This is a genomic window from Rhodococcus sp. CX, from assembly GCF_015865005.1.
GTDB lineage: Bacteria > Actinomycetota > Actinomycetes > Mycobacteriales > Mycobacteriaceae > Rhodococcus.
This window is the reverse complement of record NZ_JADZGH010000162.1, coordinates 23,640-41,531: the sequence shown is the minus strand read 5'-3', so window position 1 is coordinate 41,531 and position 17,892 is coordinate 23,640. Positions and strand designations below refer to the sequence as shown.

Sequence of the window (17,892 nt, the reverse complement as noted above, 5' to 3'; positions counted from 1 at the left end):
CCGCGGCGCCGGAAACGTTCTCGGAGCCGAACAGTCCGGTCACGTCGCCGGCGTCGGCTTCGACCTGTACGTGCGCCTGGTCGGCGAGGCCGTCGAGGCGTACCGCGCCGCGGCCGACGGCACCCCCATCACCACCGAGGAGACGCCCAAGGAGGTAAGGGTCGACCTGCCCGTCGACGCGCACATCCCCGCCGACTACGTCACCTCCGACCGGCTGCGCCTCGAGGCCTACCGCAAGCTCGCCGCCGCACAGGACGACGCGGCGATCGCCGCCGTCGTCGAGGAACTCGTCGACCGGTACGGCCCGCTGCCCGAAGAGGTCGGCCGGCTCGTGTCCGTCGCGAAGCTGCGGCTGCTGTGCCGCGAATACGGGCTCGAGGAGGTCGCGGTCGTCGGCACCCAGCTCAAGATCTCCCCGATGGAACTGCCCGACTCGAAGCAGATGCGACTCAAGCGGATCTTCCCGGCCGCCCAGTACCGCGCCACCAGCGGCATCGTGCAACTGCCGCTGCCGCGCACCGGCGGGGTCGGCTCCGACCGGGTCCGCGACGTCGAACTGCTCCAGTACATCGCGGACTTCCTGCTGGCCATGGACGGCAAGGCGCAGGGGTCGGTGGACGTGCGGGTCGCGGCGGGGGTGAGCGCGTGAGCGTCGTCCTCCTCGACCCGCGCCGGCCAGGGGTCGTGCCCGCGGCCGCGGTGCGCCTGCTGCGCGGGCCGGTCGAGTACGGCGACGAGGTCCCCGACGAGGTGCGCGCTGCGCTCGGTCTCGACCACGAACCGGGAGCCGACGTGCTCGTGGTTCTCGACGCAGGCAGCGACGCCGTGGCGGCACGGACCGCGCGCGGGGAGACCGTGGTCGCGGCGGACCCGGTGCCCGGCGACCGGTTGCTCGAGGCGGTCGACGTCATGGACCGGCTGTGGGGGTTCGGCGGCTGGGAGGTCACCCAGACCCACGATTCGCTGCGGCGCTACCTGCTCGAGGAAACCTACGAGCTTCTCGACGCCATCGACGAGGACGACCGGGCCGGGCTGCGCGAGGAACTCGGCGACCTGCTGCTGCAGGTGCTGTTCCACTCCCGGATCGCCCAGGAATCACCGACCGACCCGTTCGACGTCGACGACGTCGCCGGCACCCTTGTCACCAAACTGGCGCAGCGGAGCCCGCACCTGACCAACGGTCACACCGGCCCGCTCGACGTCGCCGAGCAGGAGGCGGCGTGGCAGGCGGCCAAGGCGGCGGAGAAGGCGCGGGAGTCGTGCCTCGACGGCATCGCGATGGCGCAGCCGGCGTTGGCACTGGCGGAGAAGGTGGTGTCCAGGAGCGCGGAGGCGGGGTTGCCGGAGGATCTGGTACCCGACTCGCTCGGGACGATCCGGATCGGCGGACAGTCCAGCGCCGAGCATCGGCTGCGGAAGGCCGTGATCGAATTCGCCGGCCGTATCCGCGAAGCCGAGAACGCCGCCGAAGCGAATCGTGGTGAACGCCGGTCGCTGTCGCCCGACGACTGGCACAGGTTCTGGCCACGAGGCTGAGAATCCCGGCGGCCGGTCGTCTCACCGACTCCGGCGACCTGTCGCTTCGCCGAGCATCCGGGCGAGTCGGCGGCCGACCCGGACGACCAGATCCTGTTGCCGCTGTACGTACAATCCTGCCACCGCAAGCCGGGCCGCACGCCGCTGCTCCGAGTCGAGGTGGTGCTCGGCCAGGGCACGCAACATCTCCCGGCACTCGAGGGTGGTGGCGCAGTGCGCCTGCCAGGACGGCACATCGAGCTTGCGTGCCAGTGCCGTGGGCGTCGCGTGTGTCAGGTTCCTCCGCCCGAGTACTTCGGGAACGTGTGCCCACGGTCCCGTCAGTGCCAGTTTCGCGGCGAACACCTCGTCCTCACGCAGCATGTTCCTGCGTTCTATCCGGAGCGCCGGTTCACGACGGATAAGGCTGTACACGGGATCGACGAGGGGAACGTTCTCGTTCAGCATGCCCAAGAATGCGGCAAACCGGGTGACGGGATCACACGAACCGAGGGCAGTGTCGTTGTATCGGGCACTTCGGATGAGGCCCTCGGGAGTGAGGTAGTCCATCCGGTGGGTCACCAGCACGAGCCGGTCGTCCGCGGCGAACGCAGCCAGACTCCGTGAGATGCAATGCGGTGCGAGCCAGTCGTCGTCTCCGACCCACCGAAAGAACGTCCCGGTGGCCAGCCCCAGCACACTGATGTAGTTGTTGAGCACGCCGACATTCACGGGATGCCGGTGGTAGACGATCCGGCGGTGACGCTCGCGGAGATCGCGGCATACTTGTTCGGTGTTGTCCGTGGAGGCGTTGTCGCAGATCACCAGTTCGAGATTCTCGTGATCCTGCGCCAAGACGGACCGCACCACGTCCTCGATACGATCTGCACCGTTGCGCACAGGTAACCCGACCGAGACCAGCGTGCCGGACGCCGATGTCATGGGGTCACACCCGTTCGAGCCAGATCTCCCGCCAGAACGGTACGAACTCGCGCGGGCAACTGACGTTGTGCGAACCGTTGCAGGTGATTCCTTCGAGGATGATGCAGGGATTCTTCATCGTCAGCAGCTCCCCGGTTCTCTCGTCGATGCATCGGGTCACGCGTGCCTGCACCCGGGCGGTGCGGCCGCAGTGGCGTGCCATTTCCTCCTCGAAGCCCATGCCCCGGTTCAACCGATCTTCGTTGAGGGTCTCCATGATCTCGCTCTTGGTCTTGATCCGGACCGTTTCGCCGGGTTGCAGCTTCAGGTGGGCGGTCGGTGTCCTGCCCACCGCCCGGCCCTGCACGAAGCCCCACGGCAGTCCGTTGCGAAACCACAGTTTGCGCGGGAGGAGTCGCCGACTGATGTCCTGTATCCGGTTGAACAGGCCTACGAGGAAAGCTTCGGCGGACTCGACGGGTCGGACGTTTCCGGTTTTCACGTCCGTCACATACTGCCCGAGATCGCGGAACGGAAGGCATGTCGGCGCGGCGCGAAGCAGTTCGGTGGCTTGGCACGAATAACGTGACGTGCCGTCCGGGCCGGGCTCCTTGCGGGTGTTGGCATCGAGCAGTGGAATGTCGACGCATGACGATCGGGGCGGGTTCGGCATTCCCGGCTCCACGCGTTTGAGCCATGCCTCCTTCCAATACAGCGAACACGAAGTCTGGCAACCTCCGTGAGCAGATCCGTCGCAACGTGAGTCGGTCAGGTGGACGGCGTGCTCCATGCGGTGGATGCCGGTTCCGGAGATCGTGTCGCAGAGCTTGTACGCAACCTTGTGCACGGTCAGCCGACGACCACAGAACCGGAGCATTTCCGGCATGAACGGAAGGTTCTCGAGCTCTCCGTTCTCATCCAGGGTTGCGAGAATCTCTTCGGCGCTTCGCACCTCGACGAGGTCACCGACGCGCAAACTCGGAACAGGTGTCCTGGCCACGGACTTCGTCATAGGGATGCCTCCTTCCCCGGTGGCCGCAGGTGCTGTGGAATTGTGGTCGGCCCGGGTCCCGGGCTCCTCGTCGGTATGCCGCTACGAGTCCGTCGCAATGATCGATTTCGTGAGACCGAATATGCGTTCGTGCAAGATCATTGCGTTCGGGAAGTAGTCCCGCATCTCCGTGATGCCGATCAGTTCGGTCCACAGAACCTCGTGGCGCGCCTCTTCGGTGCTTTCAGGACGTGTGTGTACCAGCGGCCAGTGTTCGGCGATGGCGACTCGGGCAGCGGCCGGCATGAACTGCATTCCGGGAAAAAGCCAGTGCGGTTCGACCGGAAAATACCGGTACGGCGTCTGGACCCAATAGCGTGGTGCGAGCTCTCGGACCTGACGAGCCAACTCCGTTCTCCGCGCGTGTCCGCCCACGTGCTCGATGAGCGAATTGGAGAACACGACGTCGAAATGGGTGTCGGTCTTCGCGTCTGCGAGAACTCGTGCGGCATCGCATGCGTCACCGAGGACCGGGGTGATCCACCCGTCGTCGGACTCACCGGGCTCGAAGAGATTGAGTACGGTGACGCGGCCCGGCCTGATCGGGGCGCGGCGCCAGGTCTCCACCGTGCCACCGAGGTCGAGAACGTGTGCCTTCTCGATCTCAGGGAACGCCTCGGTGAACATCTGCCAACGCCGCATCCTCGCCTTCGCACCGAGAGATGTCGGAGAATCCACGACCATGCGTCGTATCCGGGTGCCGTTCACGCGATCCCTCCGGCGGTGTGGCTCTCGAGGTTCGTGAAGGACCACACTATCACCGTCGGGTGAGTAGGAGACCGATCTCGACACCGTTCGAGGGGGACGTCCCCGGCCGGGGGTATTACTCTCGAATTCATGACCCGACAAAGGGTTCGTATCGCAATCGTGGGTATCAACTATGCCCCCGAGTCGATCGGGATCGCGCCGTACACGACTCTTCTCGCATCCGGACTGGCTGCCCGTGGACACGACGTTCGGGTGTTGACCGGCTTCCCGCACTATCCGGAGTGGATCCGCCGCGAGGGGCGCTTCCGTCTTCGATCCGAGGAATTCGCGAATCACGTTCGTATCGGCCGTTTCGGTCACTACGTTCCGCGGCGAGCGACGGCGTTCGGGCGTGCCGTGATGGAAACCACCTTCGGGTTGCAGGTTCTGCTGGCACGATGGAACGACCCCGAGGTCGTTCTGTTCGTGAGTCCGCCATTGCTTGCCGCAGGGATGTCGGCGTTGCGAGCGCGATTGTCGCGGTCGCGGCCGGCGGTCGGAGTCATCGTTCACGACATCTACAGCCGCGGGGTCGCGGAGACCGCGGCGATCGAAGGGAGGTCGGCTCTGGCGGTTCAAGCGCTGGAGGCGGCAGTCGTCCGGCTGGCGGACGAGGTCGTGGTGATCCACGAGGGGTTCACGGAGATCCTGGAGCACCTCGGTATCGAGCGCGGCCGGATCCGCACCATCCGGAACTGGAACCACGTCGCGCCACCGGATCCTGCGGCGAGCGCGGTGTTCCGCGTGGAATCGGGATGGGACCCCGACGAGGTGGTGGTCCTGCACTCGGGGAACATGGGGGCCAAGCAGGGCTTGGAGAACGTGCTGGCGGCTGCGCGACTGGCGAGTCTCCAACGACTCCGCGTCCGGTTCGTTCTGCTCGGCGACGGAAATCAGCGCGCCCGTCTGGAGTCGGAGGGTGCGGGTATCGATACCCTGCAGTTCCTGGATCCGGTCGGTGACGAGGTCTTCCCTTCGGTCCTGGGAGCTGCGGATGTGCTTCTGGTGAACGAACGTCCCGGTGTGGCGCAGATGGCGGTTCCCAGCAAGCTGACCTCCTATCTCAATTCCGGGAAGCCCGTCCTTGCCGCGACGGACGAGGACAGCTTCGCCGCGACGGAGGTTGCCGCGTCGGGCGCGGGTGTCCGGGTTCCGGCCGACCGGCCGGACCTACTGCTTCGTGAAGCGGTGCGGCTGGGTACGGACAGCGTGCTCGCAGCTCGGCTTGCGGAGTCGGGACGGCGCTACTGCGCCGGCACGCTGTCCGAGCACGAGGCCCTGGATCGCTACGAGGAATGGATCCTGGATCTCGTGCGTGCCCCCCACGGGTTGGGAGCACGTTGATGCCGAAGCGGGCATTCGTGACCGGCATAACCGGGCAGGACGGGTCCTATCTCGCCGAGTTCCTGTTGGACAAGGGCTACGAGGTGCACGGAGTCATTCGCCGCGCGTCGACGTTCAACACGCACCGCATCGACCACCTGTATGTGGACCCTCACCAGCCCGGCGCAAGGCTCTTCCTGCACTACGGAGACCTCGTGGACGGGGCGCGGCTCGCAACATTGCTTTCGACGATCCGTCCTGACGAGGTGTATCACCTGGCGGCGCAATCTCATGTCCGGGTCAGCTTCGACGAGCCGGAATACACCGCCGAGACAACAGCATTCGGAACTCTCAGATTGCTGGAGACCATTCGTCGGATCGGCCTCGACTGCCGCTTCTATCAGGCCTCGAGTTCCGAGATGTTCGGGCCGTCGCCGCTGCCGCAGAGCGAAACCACTCCGTTCCATCCGCGTTCACCGTACGGCTCGGCGAAGGTCTTCGCTTTCTGGACGGCGTGCAACTACCGGGAGGCGTACGGACAGTTCGCCGTCAACGGCATCCTGTTCAACCACGAATCGCCCAGGCGAGGAGAAACCTTCGTCACGAGGAAGATCACGCGCGCGGTCGCGCGTATCCGGGCTGGGCTCGACCGTTATCTGTATCTGGGCAACATCGACGTGATCCGTGACTGGGGATACGCGCCCGAATACATCGAGGGAATGTGGCGGATGTTGCAGGCCGACACCCCCGACGACTACGTCCTCGCGACGGGAACGGGATATTCCGTGCGCGAGTTCCTCGCTCTCGCCTTCGATCACGTCGGACTCGATTGGGAGAAGTACGTGCGATTCGATGACCGGTATCTTCGTCCTGCCGAGATCGATGCGTTGGTCGGCGACGCGGCGAAGGCCAGATCCTGCCTCGGCTGGGATCCTCGGGTGCGGACCCCGGAACTTGTGAAACTGATGGTCGATGCCGATATCTCGGCGCTCGAGGCCGGGGAGCGGCACTGGATCGACAGGCCTGCGCTTCCGGGTTGGAGCACTGCACCGAGTTGACCACGGTCGGGTCAGCGGCGATACGTGTCCTGGTGTGCGAGAAACCACTCGTAGGTCGTTCTGATTCCTTCTGCGAGAGGAATCTTCGCGGACCACCCGAGGTCTGTGAGGCGCTTGGTGTCGAGCAGTTTGCGGGGGGTCCCATCGGGTTTGGATGCATCCCACCGAATCTCCCCGTGATAACCGACGGTGTCGGCGATGATGCGTGCGATCTCCGCGATCGTGACATCGGAACCCGAGCCCACATTGATCGGGCGCTCTCCGTCGTAGTGATCCAGCAGGAAGTGGAACGCGTCAGCGGCGTCGTCGACATGCATGAGATCGCGCCGAGGCAGTCCTGTGCCCCAACAGGTCACGTGTGGAACATCCGCGAGCATCGCTTCGTGGAAGCGCCGGATCATCGCGGGTACGACGTGGCCGTCGTGCGGAGAGAAGTTGTCGCCCGGACCGTAGAGGTTCGTCGGCATGGCGCTGATATAGGGCAGCCCGTGTTGCCTACGGATCGCGGTGACCTGCGCGACCCCGCCAAGCTTGGCCACCGCATAGCCTTCGTTCGTCTCCTCCAGTGGGCCGGTGAACAGGGCCTCTTCACGGATCGGCTGCGCTGTCAACTTCGGATAGATGCAACTCGAACCCAGGAAGAGGAATCGCTCCACCCCGTTCGAGACCGCGCTGTCCAACAGGTTGAGCTGTAGCCGCAGATTGTCGGAGAGGAAGTCCGCAGGTCGAGCGGCATTCGCCGCGATTCCGCCGACCCGCGCCGCCGCGTCGACCACGACCTCCGGGCGGACATCGCGGAAGAAGGCTGCGGTCGCGTGGGCGTCGCGAAGATCCAATTCCGATGAATCGAGTCCGATGAGGTTCTCGAATCCACACGCAGCGAAGTGGCGCCACAGGGCTGAGCCGACGAGACCCTGATGCCCGGCGATATAGATCCGGGTGCTCGGCGACATCGATGGGAAGCTGGTCACGGTACGACCGTATTCGACGCAGCGCGGCGCATTCGGCGATTCACCATGCACAGCGCGCTTTCGTTCCCGAGCGAAGGCCGATCAGGCGTGCGCACAGCACTCCTTCGATACAATTCCGAGAACGGAGAAGCCCTGAGATGCACGGATTGGGCAGAAGCAATGCCGCTCACAAAATCCGAGAATCGACGCGATCCGCCTCGGCCGCATCCTGCGCCGTGGCCCCGTATGGTCGTGGACGCAGTCCCGATCGACCTGATCGATCGCGAACTGGCGATGTCACTGATCATCGATGCACTCACCGCACCGGCTCCGCTGGTCGTCGCCTCGGCGAATCTCGACCATCTTCATCATTTCGGGGGCGACGAGTCCTGGGCCGCGAGGCCACCCGCCGTATCCGTGGGGGCGGCACCGGAGGGGTTGCGTTGGCTCACGCTCCTCGACGGGGTGCCTCTCGTCCGGAAGGCCGAGGCGCTCAGTGGCCGGGACTGGCCGAAACTGTCGGGTAGCGACTTGATCGGCCCGATTCTCGAGTATGCGGCGAGGCAGGGTACGCGCGTCGGTTTTCTGGGTGGAACCGCCGGAACACACGAGCGTCTCCGTGCGGCGCTCAGCACACGTCTTCCGACCTTGAACATCGTCGGTACCTGGTCACCGGCGAGATCCGAACTGCAGGATCCTGCCAGTTCGGCGGCGATCGCCGGACAGATCCGTTCCGCCGGCGTGGAGATCCTGGTGACCGGACTCGGAAAGCCCCTGCAGGAGAATTGGATTGCGCAATTCGGTAAGGAAACGGGCGCTCGGGTGCTTCTCGCCTTCGGCGCAGTTGTGGACTTCCTTGCCGGCAGGGTGCGCAGGGCGCCGAGGTGGATTGCCGACAGCGGGCTCGAGTGGGCATGGCGGCTGATGCTGGAACCTCGCCGGTTGAGTCATCGCTATCTCGTCGAAGATCCACCGGAGTTGCTGAGGCTGATGCGCAAAGCCCGGACTGTGCAGCGTGGATCGATGATGTTGATCCACGACGCGAGCGCAGCGCGCGGGACGTTCGTCGCGCCCGGGCGAAGGGCCGTCGTCACCGTTGTGGTGGTGACGCACAACAGTGCTGACGATATCTCCAGGTTGATCGACGACCTGAGCCTCGCGGCTCACGAGCTGTCCATCCGGGTGGTCGTCGTCGACAATCGCTCCTCGGACGGCACACCCGCGTTGGTGCGCCTGCACCCCGATGTCACACTCGTCGAAACCGGGGGCAACCTCGGTTATGCCGGTGGAATCAATGCGGCTCTCCCGTTCGTCGATCCTTGTGACGCCGTGTTGATCCTGAACCCCGATCTGACACTGGCGGTCGACACCGTGACACGTCTGATGGCCTCGCTCCGCTGCGACGATCGTATCGGTGCGGTGGTGCCACTCATCTTGGACGAGAACGGTGAGCTCTATCCCTCGATTCGTCGCGAGCCGTCGCTCATGGGTGCGGTCGGTGACGCATTGTTCGGCGGCAGGTTGCGCAAGAGGCCGCGGTTTCTGTCCGAGATCGTCTACAACCCAGAAGATTACCTCGACGCACACGATGTCGACTGGGCGACGGGAGCAGCGGTGCTGATCCGGGCGTGGGTCGCGCGAGAGGTCGGCCCCTGGAACGAAGAGTTCTTCCTCTACTCGGAGGAAACGGACTACTTTCGCCGCATCCGAAAGGGAGGACACCTGGTTCGGTTCGAACCGTCCGCGATCGTGCAACACCGGCAGGGGGGATCGGGCACATCGCCCGCCCTCACGCGACTCATGACCGTGAACCGCGTTCGCTACGTGGAGCGTCATCACGGCGGCACGTACTCGATGCTGTTCCGATCTGTAGTTGCACTCTCCGAAGCGCTGCGCGCCTACGATCCGGAGCACCGGCGCACACTGTCCACCGTTCTGAGGCGCAGGAAATGGCGAGAACTACCTCACGCAACCACAGATGACTGAATCACTTTCCGGCCACACTCGACGCGGCGCTGTGATCGTTCCTGCATACAACGAGGCAGGGGTGATCCAACGGACGCTCGTGCCGCTCGGCCCGCCCGCAGCGGAGGGATACTTCGAACTCGTCGTGGTGTGCAACGGCTGTACCGACGACACCGCCGCGATCGCCCGAAGAATCCCGGGCGCGCGGGTGGTCGAGTTGGCGGAAGGATCGAAACCAGCAGCTTTGAATATCGGCGACCAGGTTGCTTCGCTCTGGCCTCGACTCTATCTGGATGCCGACATCCGGATTTCGGCTGCTGCCGTGCTGGACGTCCTCGATCGTCTCGCCCGCGGTGACGTTCTTGCCGCACGTCCGCCGTTCCGCTACGACTTCGGCGGCGCCGATCCGCTGGTCTGCAGTTACTATCGTGCCCGACAACGGATTCGACGGAAACCTGTGTTGTGGGGGGCCGGCGTGTACGCCCTCACCGAAGCAGGACACTCGAGATTCGGGTCGTTCCCGAACCTGATCGGAGACGACCTCTTCGTGGACGAGCAGTTCGATCCGGACGAGAAGGCCGTCGTCGATACGGAACCTGCGGTGGTGAAGACTCCGAACGACATCACGAGTTTGCTCGCGATTCTGCGGCGCAGCCGGCGCGGCACAGCCGAGGCCCGTCCGGGTGTCGGCAGCGCGGGTGGCACGGGTACGGCCACCGCGCTCGCGGTGTTGCGGTCGGTCCACGGTCCGAAATCTGCCGCAGATACATTGGCGTACATTGCTTTTGCGCTCGCCGCTCGATGGGGTGCGCGCCGAAGGACCGTCGGCTGGGAACGCGACGAAAGTAGTCGGTCTCTCGGCTGATGCCTCGTCACTGCTGGTGCCTCGTCATTCGAAGGCGCAGCCGGCTCCGTCGAGGCGGTAGAGATGAACTGCGTTTCCGTCGACGAAGAAATCGCGAAAGGTCTTGTCGACGACGGGGATCGTGCGGCCTTCGTCCAGGACCTCCACCTGGGTCGCATCGCCGCACGAGAGTGTAATCGTGGCGTCGCCGCCCGAGTTTCGGGTGGATCCGGCGAGGATGTACAGATTGCCGTCGTGATATTTCGTAGCCGCGTCGACGGGCCCGTCGGTCTTGGCGAATCCGTCGACGAACGGCGCATTGAGCACTGGGGCGAGACTCGTGATCTGATTGTTGACCGCCGATACCTCGCCGCGGATGGCATCTCCGCACCGGTCCCGGAAAAGGTTGTACGACAGGCAAGGACCTCCGAAGTTGTGGGCGAAGTAGATGATGCCCCGTGCGCCGTTGATGATGCTGCTCCAGACCGCGGCTCTGATCTGTGGGCCGGTGATCCCGGCCTCCGCGCTCTCCGAGAAGGGCTGCCCCACTTCGACGAAGTTCCACACCGGCATGGCCGCGCGTGGCTGGACCAACGAACGAACGTGTCGCGTCGTCACGCCGTAGTTCGCAGCCAGTTGGCATTCCGAAGGGGGGAGATCGGTCTGTCCGTTCGTTCTGAGGACACCACCCTCGTTCGCCTGACAGATGCTCTCGTCGGTGAACCAGTAGTTGTCCGCGGAAACGACATCCTGGAAATCGTTGACGAACCGCTGGGCCGCATCCCGGGTATCCCAGAATGTAACGCCCTTACCGTAATTCGTGAACGCAAGGATGTCCGGAGGTATCCTGTCTCTGAAGGCCGACATCACCGTGTAGCCGCACTCGGCGTCCTCGGGCATGCAGATCGGCCCTTCCCCCGGCAATCGGCCTGTCCACGGTGCCTCGCCGGCTCCTGCCCACATGTCCGCCTCGTCCGTGGTGAACTGACCGGCCATCAGGGGGTCGGCCCGACTGGGCAGCGCGAACATTCCGGCGTCGCGTATTGCGCGAACGTTGCTGTCCTCGGTCAATTCCACATAGGTGTTCAGACCGAGTGCGCGATCGCTGCCGGCCTCCTCGGGAGAGGTCACCTTGGCGAACCAGATTGCGAGCGGAAAGAAGTCCGAGGACGCCGGTAGTGAATTGTCGAACATGTCGTAGTAGTTGTCGCCGCCGTCGACCGGACGTAACGACGGACCCGATGGTTCGAAGACGACATCGACGAAATAGGCGGTGCCGCCGTCCGACTGATCGGGGATACCGCTGCCGTATGTGAACAGCCCTCGGAGTGCGGTCAGCCAGCCGGTTCCTACGGTTGCACCCCCATCGAATGCGTCGGGATCGGCCGAATGGTTTCCCTGCGAGGCGCGATAGGAGATCACGTAGTTCCTGTCCGCCTGTATCGGAATCGGAGTGTCGAAAGGAATCTCTCGCCAACCGTCCGGCCCGGCGGGTATGGGTGTGGTTCCCAGGACGGTGCCGTCGGTCGACCACAGGGTCGCCGTGACCGGGGCAGTGTTCGCGGACCCTTGGAAAAACCTTGCTGCCGTGACGGTTCCGTTGCTGGATGCGGAGAACTCGGTGCCGAGCTCGATCGATCGACTGTTCGGATCTGCGATTACCGGCGGTACGGATCCGTCGGGCCACATGCTTTCCGCCGCCGTATCGACGACTCGAGGCTCCTCGGACGGGATGCGCGTGCAGGAGGCGCAGATCATCGCGACGAGAATCGGAGCCACGAGCAATCGTGCGATCGATCGTCGGTCGAACACTGTTCTAGCCTTCCGGCGGCCCGGCGGTATCGTGCCCGACGAAGTGGCGGCCGGGCGTGGCAGGTTCCGGTACCGCAATGTTGTAGGTCGACCAGAGCAGGCCGAACACGATGAAGAACGTCAAAGTCGCCTGTTGGTAGTAGAACAGGTCGAAGGTGGTGCTGGAGACGAGGATTCCGACCATCACCGACCCCATCATGTAGGCCTGATCGCGTTCCCGAGTCGAGTCGGCGCGGCGTAGGCCCGCCGAGATGGCGAAGATCGCACCACCGGTCAGCAGGATCATCGCAGTGAGGCCTACGGCGCCGCCCTGGACGAGCATCCGCAGCCATTCGTTGTCCAGGAGCGGGTATGCACTCGGGGGCGCGCCCCCGAGACCGAGGCCGAAGATGGGATGTTCACGAAAGGTCTGCGACACTGCGGCATAGTCGGCCGTACGTGTCAGAATACTGTCGTCTTGTACCGATCCGGTGATCGTTCTCCACAAGGCATCGAACGTCTCCGGGAAGTACGCGATGTAGCCGAATATTGCGATAGTTCCGGCGACGACGGCAACGAGGAGTTGGCGCACCCGGAACGCGAACATGTAGACGAGCAGGCACGCGAGCAGAGTAAGCACCCCGGTGCGGGAGATGGCGGCAGGCATGGAAACCAGTGCCACACAGCAGGCGACCGCCGAAGCCCAGCGCAGCGTACGGTTCGTGGCAAAGCGCGCAAAATGAATCGTCATCGGCACGGTCACGGCAGCGAGAACGGAGAACTCGATCGCGTGCTCGGACGTTCCGAGCACGCGGACGGTGCCCATCCGCTCCGTGAGAGAGAGGTACTCGGACTCGAGGTTCGCCACGAAGCCCGGTGGCATCAGCAGAAAGCGAAGATCGAGCGAGAGCATGCTCTGGAGCAAACCGACAGAGCACGCGAAAGTGAGCCCGGCGGTGAGACAACCGAGGATGATGGTGCGCTGGCGAACAGTGTGGACTCGCACGAGGACGAACAGGGCAACCCCGACGTTTGCGATGAGGCCGATGATGGCCCGAGTCTTGTTCGCCTCCACGAGGGCGTCGCCGGTGCGGAGCAGTCCGACCCCGTAGACCAGTGTCAGCAGCAGGAAGAAGAGGAGTACGACGATCACGCCGGGATTGACGGTGCGGTGATCCGTATTGCGCCGCAGCGTGAGGAAGCCGAGAACAGCGAGTCCGAAGAGCATCACGGCGATCACGCGGGCGGGTGAGCCGTTGCTCTTGAGCGGCCCCGGCGGAACTGCATAGGCAGGCAGAGCAGGGATGAGGAGGCACAGGAAGCAGAGCAACCAAGGAGTGCGTTCCCGCTGCCCGGATGTGCCGGCCACGTCCGCGTAGCCGCCGGTATGCCGACCGAGTGCAGCGAACGAGGTGGTTTTCATCGGGCATCGACCGCGTCGTCGTCCGGAGCTGCACGCCCGCGCTCCGCGTCGGGGTCGTATGGGGTCGCACCGTCACCCGGTGTCTCGGAGATCGGCGGTCTCGGTGTTGTCGACGCGGCCGATCTCCGCCGGGTGATCAGGACGTCGACAAGCACGGTAACCAGGATCGAGAGGCCGGTACCGGCACCGAGGATCGCGACGGTCGACCGCGTGCGGGTGGGCATCGCAGCGGCCGGCGTTCCCGGTGGTGTGACGACGAACGGCGTCACCATTTGATCCTCGGGTACACGCGCCTGCTGCTGCAGGGTCCGCAGCGTCACTTCGGCCTGCGCCGCCACCAATTCGAGGGTCTTCGTCACTTCGGCGGGGTCCGACGAGGTCTGCTCGACGAAGACCATGGGTAGTTGGGGATTCGGGGGTGGGGTTGGAAAAGCTTTCGCGGTGTAGTCGGGTGAGCCTCCGGCTGCCACAACGCGGTCCACCACAGCCGGCTCTCTCAACCCCAATGCTGTCAAATTGGCCACCAGTGAGGCTCCGCCGACATCGAGCAGGCCGTTCCGCCGGACCTCACCGCCGGCCGTGGGCGCGTCCTGCCTGACACTCGGGGGAGCCAGACCGATAATCGTGTTCGCGTAGTAGACGGGCTGCACGGAACTGTAGACGCTGTAGCTGTACCACGCCGTGATTGCCAGTAGCGGAAGCAGGACATACCACCGCCGGAAGCACGACCGCGCGACATCGAACAGGTCCACGTCAATGCTCCCTCGTCATCGGTTCAGCCACCACGTGATACGCACGCAACGTCGAACCGCACTCGACGACTCGGCCACCCTCAGGGCTCCGACCAGCATCAACCCTACCGAACAGAGCCCTGTGTGCATGTCGATTCCGTCCTAGTCGACTCCGCTTCGGTCGACTAGGACGACACCCACCGGAGAAATCCCACAGTCGCGGAGACTTTCGGTCGCTCGGGCCAGGTCCCGTCTGCGGGTCTCGGCCGGTACGACGATCAGCAGCACTCCATCGGCGTACCCACCGACTATCGATGCCGTGCAGGTTGACAGGACAGGGCTCACCGCGACGACGACGGTTGTTCCGTCGATACGCAGATCTTCGATCATCGATTCGGGATCGGCACCCCGGAAGCCGCTTTCACCGGAGGGAGGAGAATCGGACAATCCGCGTGCAGAGGGTCCTCTCGACTGTTCTTGTAGGGGGGACCGATCTCGAATCGCGCTCTCGTCGTAGTCGAGAACGACCGCACGGTCACCGGCCGAGATCATGACCTGACCGAGATTCGACGCGACCACTGCCGTATCGGCCTCGCCGTTCGGGGACGCCAGGACCCAGACCGCCGACCGGTCGTCCGGCCCGGCACGTCGCCGGGTGAAGGAGCGCAGACGCAACCGCAGTCGGCGATACTCGTCGAGTTCGTCGTCCGTCGGCGTACCGGTACCTTGGACGCGTACGAGCACCGGAGCGCCGGATACTTCGGCGGCGCAGCGCGCGGTTCGTACGAGCGGGTCGGTTCGAGCCCGGATCCATGCCGCGACGCTACCGAGTAACAGACCGAAGAGCACTACTGCGGTGGCGAGACCTGCGCGTTCGGTCCACGACTGTCGTGGCTCCGATGCTGTCGAAACGATCGTGGTTTCGACTTTCTGATCGTCTTCACCGGTGGGTGTCTCCAGAACATCGACGTATCGGACGAACTCACGTGTGACCGTGTCGGCCAGAAGGCGCGCTCGTTCGGGGTCTTCGTCGGTGACCGCGACGTCGATGAGGGAGGTCTTCGGTGGGACGATCGTTGCGCTGACCTTGCCGGCCACCTGCTGAGCGCTCATCGGCACAGCGAGCGCGTCGACGACGAGATTGCTTACGACTTCGCTGGTCAGCAGAGCGACATAGGAATTCACTCTTCCGGAGACGACCTCGTCGTTCTGGTAGGCAGTTGCCGTCGTGGAACCTTCGATCGACACCATCAGCCTGGCGGTCGATACGTATCGGCTCGGGGTCAGCAACAGCCACACGGCACCGATGGCGATCACGACTATCGTGACGACGACGAACGTCCTCCGGTAGGGCCTCGTTTCGGCGAGGAATGCATTCGATCTCAATCTGTGGCCTCGATCCGCTTGTCGGCCTCGGATTTACGGATCGAATTCGACCGAGCCCGCGCGTCGAACAGCACGACCGTATTCGCCGGCAGTAGTGGTGAGACCTGCCGGAGCTGTTCCTCCGTGGTGGCATTCTCTCTTACCGCGAGCACTGCCACATCGGATTCGGCCTCGATCGTCGCGGCGGTCGTCACCGAAGGACAGGCCAGCACCACGAACGCGTACAGCTCACGAAGCTCGTGGAGCGTACTGCGAAGCGCGGCGGACGCCGCAGGACTCCCGAGATCGCCCGGTGTGGTGCCCACGCCCACGAAGTCGCCGGCCGGTGTTCGGACAACGGCGTTCGACGCTGCCGCGTCCCCACGCGCGAGGTCGGAAATTCCCGGCACATCGAGCCCGGACAGCAGCGAGGTCGAGTCGGCGTCTCGGAAGTCGAGATCGACCAGGACCACCGAATCACCGTGCGCGGTGAATACCGACGCCAGGGCGACGGCCGAATCCGACGTGGTCGGGCCTGGGCCGGCGCCGACCACCGTGATCACCCCGCGTCCGGGCTGCGGTAGGGCGGCGAGCAAACGATGCAGGATCGCCCGCACCTCCGGCGTGAGTTCGTCGGCGGGACCACCGCGGATCGAGCCGATCAACGGCCGCCCGGAGATTCGTGCGGCATCGAGCGGGTCTCGGATCGAACGGTCGAAAAGCGAACGTAGCACCGCTGCGGTCGCGCCGAGAACCAGACCGGCCACAGCCGCCGCGAGCAGGGTGACCGGGACCGTCGCCCCGAGGAACACAACGCGGGCGGCGGGCGTCGGCGTGTCGACCACCACCAATTCGGCTCGGGGAACCAGTGATCCGGGAACCGACTCCAACGTGCGAACGGTTGCCGCCAGTTCGGAAAGTAGTACCGTCGCGATCCGATCGGCCTCGGTGGGGGAGCGGGCTCCGAATTCGAAATCGATGAGCGCGGTCCCGGACGGATTGTGTGCCGTCACCCGCTCCGACAGCTCCGTAGGGGTGACCTCGAGTCCGAGATCGGCGACCACGCGGGCCGCGAGGTCATTGCTGCGGGCCAACGCGGCATAGGTGCGGGCGCGTCCCTGGGCATAGGAGTCGCCTCCGTCGAGAACCCGGCTCACGTCTCCGGGTGTGCGAACGAAAACGGTTGCGTCGTAACGGTACAGAGGAGGTCGGATGAACAGGAACAGGGTGGTCGCGGCCAGTGCGAGCAGCGCACCCCACACGAGCCAGCGCCATCGCTCGCGTAGTACCCGGACGTATTCGGCGATCGGTCCTGTCATGGCCGGACCTGCTGTTCGAGAGGTTCGAGCGATTCGGTCAGTGCCGCGCCTATCGCCTGGGATCCCAGCGCGTTCGGGTGCCTACGGTCTTCGGCGAGCAATCTCGACGTGTCCCGATCGATCATCGATGCGATGGGATCGACGAACAGCACGTCCTGGGCGGCAGGTTCGGTGGCGAGCCGAGCGATGAATGCGTCGTCGAATCCGAGATCGTCCGCGGGATCGGTGAGGAAGCGGGGCCTGACGAAGACCACCGCGGCCTCGGGCCATGTCCGCCGGACGTCCTCGATGGTCGCCACCATTTCCCGGTAGACGTCCTCCGAAGGCGGAAAGAGATCGTTTCGACCACCGTCGAGCACGACGACATCGGGATCGTGGACGGTGGCCAGCCGGGGGATACGTTCGGTGAACGAGGTCGATCGGCCCGAGTACTCGTCGACGACGAATCTGTTGGCCGGACCGCCGCTGATGTACCCGGTTCCCGGTACGGCGGAGAGATTGCACAACCAGCCCATCTCGACCGCGGTGGTACACGCGTAGGACATCTCGGCGAGCCCGTTCCCTGCAGTGTACGAATCGCCGATGAACAGTGCGGAGGGACGGTTGTACTCTGCGACCTGTTGCCGGGTGACGTCCGTGGACGCGGCTGTGGCATCGGTCGTGACCGTCGGTCCCGCGACGATCACGACGCCGACGGCGATCGCAGCTGCCGAGACGAGCGCGGCCAGGTCCCAACGATTGAGCCGGCCCGTGGTCCGGCCATTTCCGGAAACCGGTCGTCGTCCGGAAACCGCCCGTGGTCCGGAAACCGCCCGTGGTCCGGAAACCGCCCGTGGTCCGGAAACCGCCCGTGGTCCGGAAACCGGTCGTCGTCCGGAATCCGGTCGCC

The 17,892-nt window shown here is 64.8% G+C and carries 16 protein-coding genes; 6 read left to right on the top strand and 10 right to left on the bottom strand.

The genetic code is table 11. The annotated features are described in order from the left end of the window. The coding region (locus I0Q12_RS17070; protein ID WP_307846301.1) for a TRCF domain-containing protein at positions 1-649 on the top strand (649 nt) is incomplete at its 5' end. After that, on the top strand, positions 646-1,536 hold the full coding sequence (locus I0Q12_RS17065; RefSeq protein WP_197253027.1) for a MazG family protein: 891 nt from the start codon (positions 646-648) through the stop codon (positions 1,534-1,536). The genes I0Q12_RS17070 and I0Q12_RS17065, both read left to right, overlap by 4 nt. Before the next feature lie 21 nt (positions 1,537-1,557). Here the strand turns inward: I0Q12_RS17065 and I0Q12_RS17060 are convergent, their stop codons facing one another. The 3 genes from I0Q12_RS17060 to I0Q12_RS17050 all read right to left on the bottom strand — a co-directional run bounded on the left by I0Q12_RS17060 (position 1,558) and on the right by I0Q12_RS17050 (position 4,129). Next, a complete protein-coding gene (locus I0Q12_RS17060) occupies positions 1,558-2,457 on the bottom strand; it encodes a glycosyltransferase family 2 protein (protein ID WP_197253026.1) in 900 nt (299 codons plus the stop codon). Positions 2,458-2,461: 4 nt separating this feature from the next. Next, complete coding sequence (locus I0Q12_RS17055) at positions 2,462-3,448, bottom strand: hypothetical protein (protein ID WP_197253025.1); 987 nt, start codon at positions 3,446-3,448, stop codon at positions 2,462-2,464. 81 nt (positions 3,449-3,529) lie between these two features. Further along, positions 3,530-4,129, bottom strand: a complete 600-nt coding sequence (locus I0Q12_RS17050; RefSeq protein WP_231610854.1) for a methyltransferase type 11 — start codon at positions 4,127-4,129, stop codon at positions 3,530-3,532. A 195-nt stretch (positions 4,130-4,324) separates the two neighbouring features. Between I0Q12_RS17050 and I0Q12_RS17045 the strand changes: the two genes are divergently transcribed. Then, the gene (locus I0Q12_RS17045) at positions 4,325-5,578 is read left to right on the top strand and encodes a glycosyltransferase family 4 protein (protein ID WP_197253023.1); all 1,254 of its coding nucleotides are present in this window, start codon (positions 4,325-4,327) and stop codon (positions 5,576-5,578) included. Then, positions 5,578-6,615: a GDP-mannose 4,6-dehydratase gene (gmd, locus tag I0Q12_RS17040; protein ID WP_197253022.1), complete on the top strand. Its 1,038-nt coding sequence runs from the start codon at positions 5,578-5,580 to the stop codon at positions 6,613-6,615. Before I0Q12_RS17045 ends, gmd begins: the two co-directional genes overlap by 1 nt. Positions 6,616-6,626: 11 nt before the next feature. Here gmd and I0Q12_RS17035 read toward each other — a convergent pair whose 3' ends face one another. Further along, entirely contained in the window at positions 6,627-7,568 is a 942-nt protein-coding gene (locus I0Q12_RS17035; protein ID WP_197253052.1) for a GDP-L-fucose synthase, read from the bottom strand. Between I0Q12_RS17035 and I0Q12_RS17030 the strand changes: the two genes are divergently transcribed. Both I0Q12_RS17030 and I0Q12_RS17025 read left to right on the top strand, forming a co-directional pair. After that, a complete protein-coding gene (locus I0Q12_RS17030) occupies positions 7,533-9,551 on the top strand; it encodes a WecB/TagA/CpsF family glycosyltransferase (RefSeq protein ID WP_307846299.1) in 2,019 nt (672 codons plus the stop codon). The genes I0Q12_RS17035 and I0Q12_RS17030 overlap by 36 nt on opposite strands. Beyond that, entirely contained in the window at positions 9,544-10,395 is an 852-nt protein-coding gene (locus I0Q12_RS17025; protein WP_197253020.1) for a glycosyltransferase family 2 protein, read from the top strand. The genes I0Q12_RS17030 and I0Q12_RS17025 overlap by 8 nt, the downstream gene beginning before the upstream one ends. Before the next feature lie 24 nt (positions 10,396-10,419). On the opposite strand, the gene I0Q12_RS17020 is transcribed toward I0Q12_RS17025, so the two are convergent. The 6 genes from I0Q12_RS17020 to I0Q12_RS16995 form a co-directional block, all read right to left on the bottom strand. Continuing rightward, positions 10,420-12,132 carry a DUF4082 domain-containing protein gene (locus I0Q12_RS17020; protein WP_197253019.1) on the bottom strand — a complete coding sequence of 571 codons (1,713 nt, stop codon included), beginning with the start codon at positions 12,130-12,132 and terminating at the stop codon, positions 10,420-10,422. Positions 12,133-12,190: 58 nt separating this feature from the next. Next, on the bottom strand, positions 12,191-13,588 hold the full coding sequence (locus tag I0Q12_RS17015; protein WP_197253018.1) for an O-antigen ligase: 1,398 nt from the start codon (positions 13,586-13,588) through the stop codon (positions 12,191-12,193). Then, a complete protein-coding gene (locus tag I0Q12_RS17010; protein ID WP_197253017.1) occupies positions 13,585-14,340 on the bottom strand; it encodes a hypothetical protein in 756 nt (251 codons plus the stop codon). Before I0Q12_RS17010 ends, I0Q12_RS17015 begins: the two co-directional genes overlap by 4 nt. 141 nt (positions 14,341-14,481) lie before the next feature. After that, positions 14,482-15,705, bottom strand: a complete 1,224-nt coding sequence (locus I0Q12_RS17005) for a hypothetical protein (RefSeq protein ID WP_197253016.1) — start codon at positions 15,703-15,705, stop codon at positions 14,482-14,484. Continuing rightward, on the bottom strand, positions 15,702-17,003 hold the full coding sequence (locus I0Q12_RS17000; protein ID WP_197253015.1) for a Wzz/FepE/Etk N-terminal domain-containing protein: 1,302 nt from the start codon (positions 17,001-17,003) through the stop codon (positions 15,702-15,704). Before I0Q12_RS17000 ends, I0Q12_RS17005 begins: the two co-directional genes overlap by 4 nt. After that, positions 17,000-17,689 (bottom strand): SGNH/GDSL hydrolase family protein, encoded by a 690-nt coding sequence (locus tag I0Q12_RS16995; protein ID WP_248674951.1) that lies wholly within the window; start codon positions 17,687-17,689, stop codon positions 17,000-17,002. The genes I0Q12_RS17000 and I0Q12_RS16995 overlap by 4 nt, the downstream gene beginning before the upstream one ends. Positions 17,690-17,892 lie beyond the last annotated feature (203 nt).

Coding starts and splice junctions, on each gene's coding strand:
- I0Q12_RS17060 (WP_197253026.1), bottom strand. CDS start 2,457: ATGACATCGGCGTCCGGCACGCTGGTCTCGGTCGGGTTACCTGTGCGC.
- I0Q12_RS17055 (WP_197253025.1), bottom strand. CDS start 3,448: ATGACGAAGTCCGTGGCCAGGACACCTGTTCCGAGTTTGCGCGTCGGT.
- I0Q12_RS17050 (WP_231610854.1), bottom strand. CDS start 4,129: ATGCGGCGTTGGCAGATGTTCACCGAGGCGTTCCCTGAGATCGAGAAG.
- I0Q12_RS17045 (WP_197253023.1), top strand. CDS start 4,325: ATGACCCGACAAAGGGTTCGTATCGCAATCGTGGGTATCAACTATGCC.
- gmd (WP_197253022.1), top strand. CDS start 5,578: ATGCCGAAGCGGGCATTCGTGACCGGCATAACCGGGCAGGACGGGTCC.
- I0Q12_RS17030 (WP_307846299.1), top strand. CDS start 7,533: ATGCCCGGCGATATAGATCCGGGTGCTCGGCGACATCGATGGGAAGCT.
- I0Q12_RS17035 (WP_197253052.1), bottom strand. CDS start 7,568: ATGTCGCCGAGCACCCGGATCTATATCGCCGGGCATCAGGGTCTCGTC.
- I0Q12_RS17025 (WP_197253020.1), top strand. CDS start 9,544: ATGACTGAATCACTTTCCGGCCACACTCGACGCGGCGCTGTGATCGTT.
- I0Q12_RS17020 (WP_197253019.1), bottom strand. CDS start 12,132: ATGATCTGCGCCTCCTGCACGCGCATCCCGTCCGAGGAGCCTCGAGTC.
- I0Q12_RS17015 (WP_197253018.1), bottom strand. CDS start 13,588: ATGAAAACCACCTCGTTCGCTGCACTCGGTCGGCATACCGGCGGCTAC.
- I0Q12_RS17000 (WP_197253015.1), bottom strand. CDS start 17,003: ATGACAGGACCGATCGCCGAATACGTCCGGGTACTACGCGAGCGATGG.